The organism is Devosia ginsengisoli (assembly GCF_007859655.1).
GTDB lineage: Bacteria > Pseudomonadota > Alphaproteobacteria > Rhizobiales > Devosiaceae > Devosia > Devosia ginsengisoli.
The window spans coordinates 1,457,725-1,466,813 of sequence record NZ_CP042304.1; the positions used below are offsets into that span (position 1 = coordinate 1,457,725).

Consider the following 9,089-nt stretch of genomic DNA (forward strand, 5'->3'; position numbering starts at 1 on the left):
CATGGCCCGCACCGTAAAGGGATGGAGACAGCAATATATTTGGGACCGCCCGCGGATCAAACGATCTGCCCCGGCGCCGCTCACCGCTGAACAGGTGGAAGAAAACGGCCGCAAGTCCGACGAACTGATCGCGCGCTTCTTTGAGACCCACGGCGTGAATACCGGCCTCGAAAAGATCAAGGACCGTGAAGCCCGTACCGCCGTCGAAGGCGATACCGATCTGAACCACGATAATGTGGAGGCGGCAGAATGAGCCGGCGGGACAATGGCGGCCACGCTTTCCCGCCGGCGCTTGTGAAGCATCCCCACAGCGGAACAATCACCGGCGCCAGCGGCATGACGCGCCGCGAGTGGCTGGCCGGGCTGGCCATGCAAGCCATGCTGACCGGCGCCTTCAGCAAGAATAACCCGCTTGAGGCCGCTGATCTAACGTCGATCTGCGCCGGCGCTTACCGCTTTGCCGACGCCATGATCGCGGAGGGCAGCAAATGACCCTCACCCTCAACACCACCCTCGTCCTCACCTGGTCGGCGCTGATGATAGCTGCTGCTTACTGGATGAGGTTTGATGCTCCGATCTGGGGAGGCTTCTGATGGGCCTCACCGAGAACGAACGGAAGGCGCTGTTGGCCTGGCAGGGCTCCTGCGAAGAGAACAATGTCCTGCCCTTCGCGACCGTCGCATTGCGCGCCGAGATGCCGAAGGGAAGCGTGCGCAGGTTTGTCCGCGCCCTGGCTCGTAAGGGCATGCTGCAGTTCTGCCGGATGAGCTGGGATGAGGAGGGCCCGCGAGGCGCCGGATACATGCCCACAAAGGCTGGCTATGCCGCCCTGTCGTCCATTGAGGTATCAGCATGACCGGCACCTCTGTCCTCACCACCAAATACACCTGTGACAAGAACGGAAACTGGATCGAGATTCCTATCATCCTCACTCGGTCTGGAAATGGATGGATTGAACGGGAGCCTCCTAAGGCTTTGCCGAGGAAGGTGGCAGCATGAACGCTCACCTCCCGCCCGATTTCTGGATGCTCGACCAGGGCACACCGGACGCTGATGAATTGATCGTCGACAGCTTCGCCGGCGGCGGCGGGGCATCGACCGGAATCGAGATGGCCCTCGGCCGTTCGCCCGACTATGCCATCAATCACGACGCCGAGGCCCTGGCACTTCACGCCGCGAACCATCCCGAGACGGTCCACCTGTCGAAGAACATCTACAAGGTCGATCCCATGGACGTGGTCGGTCGGCGCAAGGTCGGCCTGCTCTGGGCATCGCCAGACTGCAAGCATTTCAGCAAGGCCAAGGGCGGCGCACCGGTCAAGCGCGAGATACGCGATCTTGCTTGGACGGTGGTGCTGTGGGCAGAGCGGGTGCGCCCGCGTGTGATCATCCTTGAGAACGTCGAGGAGTTCCAGACCTGGGGTCCGCTGGTCGATACGCCGAAAGGCATCTTTCCATGCCCAGACCGCAAGGGAGAAACCTTCAATGAGTGGATCGCCGCTCTCAAGAAGCACGGCTACAAGGTCGAGTGGAAGGAATTGCGCGCCTGCGACTATGGCGCGCCGACCACGCGCAAGCGCCTGTTCCTGATTGCTCGCTGCGACGGCAAGCCCATCGTCTGGCCAGCGCCGACGCACGGCCCCGGCCGACTGCCGTACCACACCGCCGCGAGTCATGTGATCGACTGGTCGATTCCGTGCCCGTCGATCTTCGATACCAGCGAAGAGATCATGGCCAAGTTCGGCGTGCGGGCCATCCGCCCGTTGGCCGAAAACACGATGGCCCGCATCGCCAAGGGCGTGAAGCGGTACGTGCTTGACGCGGCCAAGCCGTTCATCATCAAGTTCCAGACCGGCGCAGTCGGCTCCGACATCGACGCGCCGCTGCCGACCGTCACGGCCAACAGCTTCATAAAGCGCCCTGGCGGCGCTGCGCCGCCTGGCGTGGTCATGCCGCACCTGATGACCATGCGGAACGCGGGCAAGCCGTACAACGAGGCCGACAAGCCCACCCATACCGTCACGGCAGGCGGCGCCGGGCTGTCCCTGGTCGCGCCAGTGCTGGCCGGCGTCGGCGGCCGGGCCGGGCAGAGCCGCCCGCGCTCGGCCGATGAACCGTGCGCGACCGGCACGACCAAGGCTGACACTGTTCTGGTTGCGCCGATCCTATCGTCCGCGCAGCACGGCGGGTCGCACCGGGCAGCCGATGAGCCGCACCGCACGATCGCAGCGAGCGACAAAGACCAGAACCAGATCATCGCCGCCACGATGGTGCAGACCGGATATGGCGAACGGCCCGGCCAGGAGCCCCGTGCACTGGATATCGGCAAGCCGCTGGGCACGGTTGTTGCCGGCGGCGCGAAGCACGCCATGGTCGCCGCATTCCTCGCGCAGCACAACACGATGCCCGCCGGCGGCGTTCATGCCGGCCACCATGCCGAGGATCCCATCTCGTCCGTCACCGCCACGGGAAGCCAGCAGGCGGTCGTCTCGGCCGGCCTGATGAACATGAAGGGCAGCGACCGGCGCATGTCCGATGTTGAGCAGCCCGCACCGACGGTGACGGCTGACGGCACGCACCAGGCCGAGGTTCGTGCCTTCCTTCTCAAATATTACGGCATCGGCCCCGATGGGCATGACGCCGATGCGCCGATGGGCGCGGTCACCACCAAGGATCGGTTCGGCCTGGTGATGGTCGAGGGCGAGCCCTACGAGATCGTGGACATCGGCATGCGGATGCTCACCCCGCGCGAACTGTTCAAGGCGCAGGGATTCCCGGCTGGCTACGAGATCGAAACAGGCGTGTTCGCCGACGGCAGCCGGCGCGCGCTCACCAAGACCGCTCAGGTGCGCATGTGCGGCAATAGCGTCTGCCCGCCGATTGCTGCCGCGCTGGTGTCCGCCAACTGTGCCGACATGGCGCGCAGTGAGAAGGTGGCAGCCGAATGACGTTACGGAAAATGCTTGGCGACGTAGTGCGGATTTTCTCCCGCGCTGAGAGTTCCAGCCTCTGCGCGAACGTGCGTCAGCCCTGTGTCTTGTCCGGTTGCCATCAGCCAGACCTCGTCATCTGTCAGATGGGTGCAGGCCAGTTTCGTCAACAGGTCTTGGACTTTGTTGCGAGTGTATTCACCGGCCTTCACCTCGCGCTCCCAAACTTTGCTGGTGCCGTCATATTTGGTCACCAGCCACACCCCACTTCTCGTACTCATCGGCGAGTCCTCCATCGGCAAAAGGATGGATGGTGCGAGCCTCATCGGCAAGGGGCATCAGCGTGAGAAAGCTCACCGACCAAGAGCGCCAGCTCCTCCGTTTGATCGCAGATGCCGGCGGCAGCATATGCCCTGGCGTCGACACCAATATTCCGAAGGAAGGCCACAAGTCACTTCGCCGGATGGAACGGGCCGGTCTGCTGACAGTCGAGGATACCGACGACGGGCCAAGGTTCAAGCTGACCATCCTCGCGCTGCCGGAGGTGGATCATGGCTAGATCCCGCCGCTACGAGTTCAGTAAAGCCACCATGAGGCAGGCCAACGAACGCTCAGGCGGGCGCTGTGAGGCCGAGGGCGAGGTCTACGGCCTAGACGCAGGCCAGCGATGCAATGTGCCGTTCAAGGGCGGCGCCAAGGAATTCGATCACTATCCCATGCCTGCTACCGAGGAAGGCAGCGACACGCTGGATAACTGCGTCACCTGCTGCCCGGACTGCCACGGCTACAAAACCCGCACCTTCGATATTCCCGCTCAGGCCAAGGTCAAGCGGGTTTCCGACAAGGACCAGGGCATTGCCCTCCCCAAAGTCTCCATGCCGTCCCAGCGCCTCGGCAAGGGCAACAATCAGCACAGTGCCACCCGCCGCCTCACCAAAGGTGTGGGCTTGGCCTATTTCGAGGATTCCACCCCATGAGCAAGGCGTCAGTGCCTTACGCCAGCGCGACCAGCGGCGTTGCTGCCCGCACCGAGATCACCAATATCCTGCGCCGTTTCGGCTGCAGCAATGTCGGCTTCATGGATGACTATCAGAACCATGAGGTGCTGTTGGCCTTCGAACATCGCGGCAACCGCGTCCAACTGCGGGCATCGGCGAAGGGCTGGGCTGCGATGTTCCTCAAAGCCGAACCGTGGACACCACAGCGCCGCTCCACCCGTCAGCAGTACGAGCAGGCCGCGCTCGACAAGGGCCTGATCGCTGTCAACTCCGTCCTGCGGGATTGGGTCAAAGGCCAGATCACTGCCGTTGAGACAGGCGTCCTGTCGTTTGCCGGCGTGTTCCTCCCCTACATGATCGCGGCAGATGGCCGGCCGGTCCTTGAACACATCCAAGCTGCCAAGCTTCTGGCGGCGCCGACCGAGGAAACCCCATGACAGTAGATGCAAACAGGGTGAGCCTGCTGCCGTGCCCGTTTTGTGGCGACCAAGCTTTTGCCGGCACAACACTCGATAACAGCCACTATGTGATGTGCCGAGCGGAGAACTGCTGGGCAATGACCGGCTACTTGCCGACCCAATCCGAAGCCATCGCCGCATGGAACTGCCGCTCCCCTTCTCTATCAGGTGGGGAGGCCGGCAAGTGGGTTCAGCAACTCGCGGCAAGGATCACGGTGGATGTATGCGAGATCGAGCGCAACAGCCCGGAAGATGATCCGATGGCCTGCATCGTCTATGCGCCCGAGTTAACCGACATTATTGAGCGCCGCGCCACCGAAGCTCTTGCCGCGGTCCCTGTCGCCTCCCCCGCACCCGATATCATCGCCGCCAAGGATGCGGAGATAGATGACCTGCGTGAGATAGCCGCGAAGTATCAGGTGGTCAGCGATGACAGGGATAAGTGGCGAGCCCGCGCCAATGCGGCGGTAGAGGTGCTGCGAGAGATAGCCAACACAGAAGCGCCGGACGGAACATGCTACGCCGGGGCTCTTTATCGCTCCATCGCAGATACCTTCCTCTCCCCCCCCTCAATGGAGCAAAGCCATGACCATTGACCAGAAGGCTTTGACCCGACCCATCATCGGCATCGAGAACCGCACCGCGCAGGAAGTGTTCGACATTATGTGCGACCGCTTCCTTCTCGCCGCCCACCCTGCCCCTGACCATGCAGGGCTGGTGGAGAGGTTGAGGACTGCATACGCGAAGGTCGCAGAGTGGCCAGAAAACCGGATAAAGCCCGGCGCAGTCGAAGAACTCGGTCCCGGCTTCGATGACCTATTGGAATTGCGCAACCTCGTTCCCGAAGCCGCCACGGCTCTTTCTGCACAAGCCTCCCCAGCATCACTAGAAGGGGTGACGGATGAACAGGTGCTGGCTTCCGAAATCCTAGCTGAACTGACCAGAGCGCGGACCAAATTTCCCGGCAAGAATGTCACCTTCGCGGCCCTGGTCGAGGAAGTGGGCGAGCTTGCCACGGCCACGTTTGAGGAAAGTAGCGACCGGGTGCGCAAGGAAGCCGTGCAGGTCGCCGTCATGGCAATGCGCATGGTGCTCGACGGCGATCATACCTTTGACGACTGGCGGGCCGAAAAGGGCCTCGACCCTCTCTCCGCTATCGTCGGGAGCGCCAAATGACCGAGATCACCGAAGAGATGGTGGAGACAGTCGCGCGTGCCTTGTGCCGAAACAAGTATCTGGCCGGCCATGCCGCCGACGCTGTGGAATGGTTAGTGGATCGAGACTGGCGCGGATACGCATCAGATGCCCGCGCCGCCCTCACCGCTGCATTCGCTTCCCGGCCCTCTCAGGGTGGGGAATGGGTGATGGCCGAAGCGATCATCGATCACTACTACGACATGCTGCCGGGCGATGTTGCAATGCCGGCCCGGTGTGAGCCGGAGCCAGGCACCACCGCGGCTCATATCAAGTGGATGCTTAACCAGATAGGCACGATGCGCGACCAGTCGAAGGCAATGCGCTGGCTGGGCTTCATTCAAGGCATCTTGATCGAGCGCGGTTACACCACCGTCACCCGTGAGCGCGAATTCACACGTCCGTATTTCTCCGCCTCTCCATCACCTTATGGGGTGGAAGCTCGCCCGACAGGTCATTTCTGCATCGTCCATGATGGCTTTGCCGGCGACGTGATCGGCCACTACACCACTCGCGAGGGCAAGCCCGGCGTTGTCCTGCAGCAGGACGGCACCCGCGTCGTGCATGTCTACGGCGAGAAGTGGCTCACCAAGGATCAGAGCAATGGCTGACCCCGTGGAGGTGATGGCAAGGGCCGTGAGCAAGTCGATCTACGGTGGCGAGGTGACATGGCGGCAAAGCGTCCCTGCAGCAGAAGCCGCCCTCTCCGCTCTCGATGCTGCCGGCTTTGCGGTAGTGCCGAAAGAGCCAACGCAAGAAATGTGGGCAGCGTCAGGCGATGCTATTGTGAAGCTCGGCCACGTGCATCACGACGCCATATCCGAAGCCTGTTACCGTTCCATGCTCTCAGCAGCACAGGTGAAGCCATGAGCCCCATGCATCCCCGCTACTGGCGGAACATGGCCGTACTCGGCTCTATCATCCTTGTTGGGTGGGGCTTTGTTGAAGCCGGTAAGTGGCTGGGGTGGTGGGGATGACGAAACCTGCCGTTTTCACCCAAGGCGACATCTCGAAGCTGCTCAAAGGCGCCAAATCGGCCGGAGTGGACGTGCGTCGCGTGATTATAGATCGCTCGGGCAGGATAGTTGCGGATTTCGGCAAGCCGGTCGATGATACCTCGGAACCGAACGAGTGGGACGTGGTTTTCGATGCCCAAGAAAAGCGGACTGCCAAAGGGCGTCACTGAGTTCAAGGACCGCCATGAGAAATGGCATCTCCGCTATCGGGCTAAGGGCCAGCCCACGGTCTATCTCAAGACCCGGCCCGGCCAGGATGGCTGGCATGAGGAATACGAGGCCGCACGAGCCGGCGAGCCCGAGAAGCGTGTCCGCACCAGCGCCAGAACGAAGCCGGGCACGATATCGGCCCTGATCGCAGTCTATTATGGCACTCCGGAATTCACCGGCCTGGCCGAAAGCTCGCGCAAGACCTATCGCAACATGCTGGAGCGCTTCCGCGAGGCCCACGGTGACAAGCAGGTCGCCACCCTGACCCGAGCCCACATCAAAGCCATCATCGGCGCCATGTCGGCAACGCCAGCCGCGGCGAACAATTTGCTCGACCGTCTACGGATCCTCATGAAGCTGGCCATGGACGACGAGTGGCGAGCCGATGACCCAACCTATCGCGTCAAGGGCTTCAAGCTCTCCGGCGACGGCTTCCACACTTGGTCCGAGGACGACATCGAGAAGTTCTGCGACCACTACCCGATAGGCACGAGCGCCCGGCTCGCCATGGGTCTGATGCTCTATACTGGCCAACGACGATCCGACATGGTGAGGATGGGGTGGCAGCACATCTCGGGTGACCGAATGCGTGTGCGCCAGCTCAAAACCGACGCGATGCTATCGATCCCCATCCATTCGGACCTTGCCGAAATTCTGGCGAGCGCCGAACGGACTGACTTGCCGATCCTGCTCACGCAATTCGGTAAGCCCTTTACGGCCAACGGATTCGGCAACCGGATGAGGAAATGGTGCAACGCGGCCGAACTACCCGAATGCACGTCGCATGGGCTTCGGAAGGCGGCAGCCAGGCGCATGGCGGAGGCCGGCTGTAGCAACAAGGAGATCATGGCAATTACCGGTCACCAGACCGATAAGGAGGTCACGCGCTACACGAAGGCAGCGGACCAGATAAAGCTCGCGGATCGGGCCATGAAGGCGATCGGCGGCAGTTAGCCAAGGCTGGCAAAAAGGCGTTTTGCATCAATGCGGGCTTTTGAGGGGGTTAGCCACGCCAAGGCATTGGCCGATATAATACGGTGCAGTCCAGTCCCCTCCACCAACGCCCTTCCCGCACCAGACATGCTTGCTGGCCCGCCGCAAAGGCGCTAGGGCATTGCCATGAGCCGCAACAAGTTTCCCCCCAAGCCGAAATACGATCCCGATACCGGGCCGGTCTATCTCTATGGCCTGCACACGGTGCGCGCCGCGCTGGACAACAGCAACCGCATCAAGAAGGTGCTGCTGGCCACGCCCAACGCCCTCAACCGGCTCAGGGAGACCGGAGAGCTCGGCAAGGTGGCGGTCAAGGAAACCACGCCCAAGGAGCTTGATCGGCTGCTGGGCGATGATGCCGTGCATCAGGGCGCAGCGCTGGAGGTCGATCCGGTGAGCCGCTTCGGGCTCGATGACATCAAGCCGCTCAGGCTCGTCGTCGTACTCGACCAGATCACAGATCCGCATAATGTCGGCGCCATCCTGCGCACCGCCTGCGCCTTTGGCGCTGATGCGGTCATCACCACCGCCCGCCACTCCCCGCGCGAAACCGGTGTCATGGCCAAATCGGCCTCCGGCGCGCTCGATCTGGTGCCGATGATCGAGGTGCGCAACCTGGGTGACGCGCTGGAAAAACTCAAAGGGCGCGGCATGTTGGTGCTGGGCTTTGATTCTGAATCGGAACATCAGCTCAAGCCGCGCACCGGCGATCAGCTGCTGGCCATCGTCATGGGCGCCGAGGGCAAGGGCCTGCGCCAGCGCACCCGCGAACTCTGCGATGAAATGGTCAAACTCGACATGCCTGGCCCGATCAAGTCGCTCAACGTGTCCAACGCCGCTGCCATCGCGCTGTTCGCCGCCACCGCTGGACGGTCCTGATGAGCCAGTTTGCCCCCTTTGCCATGGCCCTGCGCCTCTCGGGCGTGACGCTGGACCAATACGCCCTCGATGCCGCGCTGAAACAGCTCGCCAGCCGCTATGAGCCGGAAGACGCCGAAGGCAGCTTCTATGCCCAGGTGGATGTGCCGGTGAACAATCCGGTGCGGGCCTTGCTGGAACTGGCCGAGCGCTCCGGCCCCGCCATTGCGGCCATGCTGGAAGACCGCCGCATCGGCAAGGCCGTGCTCGACATCGCCTTTGACTATCCCGAGCATGGCGAGGCCATGTCCACCCGCCTGCCCGCCCACGTGGCCGCCGCCATTGCCGGCCACGGCATCGATATCGAAATCTCGGTCTACCTGACCGATGTCGAAGAAGACGACGAGGACTGAGGCCGGGAGCCTGCCGACG

Annotated in this window: 16 protein-coding genes; 15 read left to right on the forward strand and 1 reads right to left on the reverse strand. The window is 62.6% G+C overall.

The window, feature by feature from the left end:
* The first annotated feature begins 1 nt into the window (after position 1).
* The 4 genes from FPZ08_RS07195 to FPZ08_RS07210 all read left to right on the forward strand — a co-directional run bounded on the left by FPZ08_RS07195 (position 2) and on the right by FPZ08_RS07210 (position 2,948).
* On the forward strand, positions 2-253 hold the full coding sequence (locus FPZ08_RS07195; RefSeq protein WP_146289342.1) for a hypothetical protein: 252 nt from the start codon (positions 2-4) through the stop codon (positions 251-253).
* Positions 250-492 (forward strand): hypothetical protein, encoded by a 243-nt coding sequence (locus FPZ08_RS07200; RefSeq protein WP_146289343.1) that lies wholly within the window; start codon positions 250-252, stop codon positions 490-492. Before FPZ08_RS07195 ends, FPZ08_RS07200 begins: the two co-directional genes overlap by 4 nt.
* A 100-nt stretch (positions 493-592) precedes the next feature.
* Complete coding sequence (locus FPZ08_RS07205; protein ID WP_146289344.1) at positions 593-856, forward strand: helix-turn-helix domain-containing protein; 264 nt, start codon at positions 593-595, stop codon at positions 854-856.
* 139 nt (positions 857-995) lie between these two features.
* Positions 996-2,948 carry a DNA cytosine methyltransferase gene (locus tag FPZ08_RS07210; protein WP_246132823.1) on the forward strand — a complete coding sequence of 651 codons (1,953 nt, stop codon included), beginning with the start codon at positions 996-998 and terminating at the stop codon, positions 2,946-2,948.
* A 2-nt stretch (positions 2,949-2,950) separates the two neighbouring features.
* Here the strand turns inward: FPZ08_RS07210 and FPZ08_RS07215 are convergent, their stop codons facing one another.
* Positions 2,951-3,184: a hypothetical protein gene (locus tag FPZ08_RS07215; RefSeq protein WP_146289345.1), complete on the reverse strand. Its 234-nt coding sequence runs from the start codon at positions 3,182-3,184 to the stop codon at positions 2,951-2,953.
* Between the two features lie 89 nt (positions 3,185-3,273).
* Here FPZ08_RS07215 and FPZ08_RS07220 point away from each other — a divergent pair, with 89 nt between their 5' ends.
* The 11 genes from FPZ08_RS07220 (at position 3,274) to FPZ08_RS07265 (ending at position 9,070) form a co-directional block, all read left to right on the forward strand.
* Positions 3,274-3,489, forward strand: a complete 216-nt coding sequence (locus FPZ08_RS07220) for a hypothetical protein (protein ID WP_146289346.1) — start codon at positions 3,274-3,276, stop codon at positions 3,487-3,489.
* Positions 3,482-3,907, forward strand: a complete 426-nt coding sequence (locus FPZ08_RS07225; protein ID WP_146289347.1) for an HNH endonuclease — start codon at positions 3,482-3,484, stop codon at positions 3,905-3,907. Before FPZ08_RS07220 ends, FPZ08_RS07225 begins: the two co-directional genes overlap by 8 nt.
* Positions 3,904-4,365, forward strand: a complete 462-nt coding sequence (locus FPZ08_RS07230; RefSeq protein WP_146289348.1) for a hypothetical protein — start codon at positions 3,904-3,906, stop codon at positions 4,363-4,365. The genes FPZ08_RS07225 and FPZ08_RS07230 overlap by 4 nt, the downstream gene beginning before the upstream one ends.
* A complete protein-coding gene (locus tag FPZ08_RS07235) occupies positions 4,362-4,982 on the forward strand; it encodes a Lar family restriction alleviation protein (RefSeq protein ID WP_146289349.1) in 621 nt (206 codons plus the stop codon). The genes FPZ08_RS07230 and FPZ08_RS07235 overlap by 4 nt, the downstream gene beginning before the upstream one ends.
* Positions 4,972-5,562 carry a hypothetical protein gene (locus FPZ08_RS07240; RefSeq protein WP_146289350.1) on the forward strand — a complete coding sequence of 197 codons (591 nt, stop codon included), beginning with the start codon at positions 4,972-4,974 and terminating at the stop codon, positions 5,560-5,562. Before FPZ08_RS07235 ends, FPZ08_RS07240 begins: the two co-directional genes overlap by 11 nt.
* The gene (locus FPZ08_RS07245) at positions 5,559-6,191 is read left to right on the forward strand and encodes a hypothetical protein (RefSeq protein ID WP_146289351.1); all 633 of its coding nucleotides are present in this window, start codon (positions 5,559-5,561) and stop codon (positions 6,189-6,191) included. Before FPZ08_RS07240 ends, FPZ08_RS07245 begins: the two co-directional genes overlap by 4 nt.
* Positions 6,184-6,450: a hypothetical protein gene (locus FPZ08_RS07250; RefSeq protein ID WP_146289352.1), complete on the forward strand. Its 267-nt coding sequence runs from the start codon at positions 6,184-6,186 to the stop codon at positions 6,448-6,450. Before FPZ08_RS07245 ends, FPZ08_RS07250 begins: the two co-directional genes overlap by 8 nt.
* A gap of 103 nt (positions 6,451-6,553) precedes the next feature.
* Complete coding sequence (locus FPZ08_RS21865) at positions 6,554-6,766, forward strand: hypothetical protein (protein WP_186767239.1); 213 nt, start codon at positions 6,554-6,556, stop codon at positions 6,764-6,766.
* Positions 6,729-7,760 (forward strand): tyrosine-type recombinase/integrase, encoded by a 1,032-nt coding sequence (locus FPZ08_RS07255; RefSeq protein ID WP_186767240.1) that lies wholly within the window; start codon positions 6,729-6,731, stop codon positions 7,758-7,760. Before FPZ08_RS21865 ends, FPZ08_RS07255 begins: the two co-directional genes overlap by 38 nt.
* A gap of 165 nt (positions 7,761-7,925) precedes the next feature.
* A complete protein-coding gene (gene rlmB / locus FPZ08_RS07260; RefSeq protein ID WP_146289354.1) occupies positions 7,926-8,678 on the forward strand; it encodes a 23S rRNA (guanosine(2251)-2'-O)-methyltransferase RlmB in 753 nt (250 codons plus the stop codon).
* Entirely contained in the window at positions 8,678-9,070 is a 393-nt protein-coding gene (locus FPZ08_RS07265) for a hypothetical protein (protein ID WP_146289355.1), read from the forward strand. Before rlmB ends, FPZ08_RS07265 begins: the two co-directional genes overlap by 1 nt.
* Positions 9,071-9,089: the final 19 nt, after the last annotated feature.